This is a genomic window from Cupriavidus sp. 05N39 (genome assembly GCF_056397325.1).
Genome location: NZ_JBFTNE010000375.1, coordinates 1 through 382 on the forward strand (window position 1 = coordinate 1; position 382 = coordinate 382).

A 382-nucleotide genomic window follows, 5' to 3' on the forward strand; every position below is an offset into this window, starting at 1 on the left:
GTACAACGCCGGTGCGCGACGCGACACATGCAGGCCGCCGGGCAGGGTGCCTTCCTGGCGGATGCCGCGGGCCACGCAGGCCTGCATCGCGCCCCAGATCTCGCGCAACTGCTCGCGGATCTCGTCTTCGCTGCGCCAGCACTTCTCGTTCTCGAACATCATCTGGGCGATGCTCAGCCCGCTGCGCGCGGTCTGCGCGAGCAGTTCGTCGCCGCTCTTGAACGGATACGGCAAGGGGGTTTCATCGGGGACGATGCGGTCGTCGGCGGCATCGTCCTGGTTGACCACGAAGCCGCCGCCCACCGAGTAGTAGTCGCGGGTGGCGATCACCTGTTCGTCGGCGTCATAGGCGGTGAAGCGCATGCCGTTGGTGTGGTAGGGC

The 382-nt window shown here is 67.3% G+C and carries 1 protein-coding gene; it reads right to left on the reverse strand.

Translation table 11 applies throughout. The features are described from left to right. Nucleotides 1–382: serine dehydratase beta chain (locus tag AC1DN0_RS41780; RefSeq protein WP_477146710.1), on the reverse strand; the 382-nt coding region annotated here is incomplete at both ends.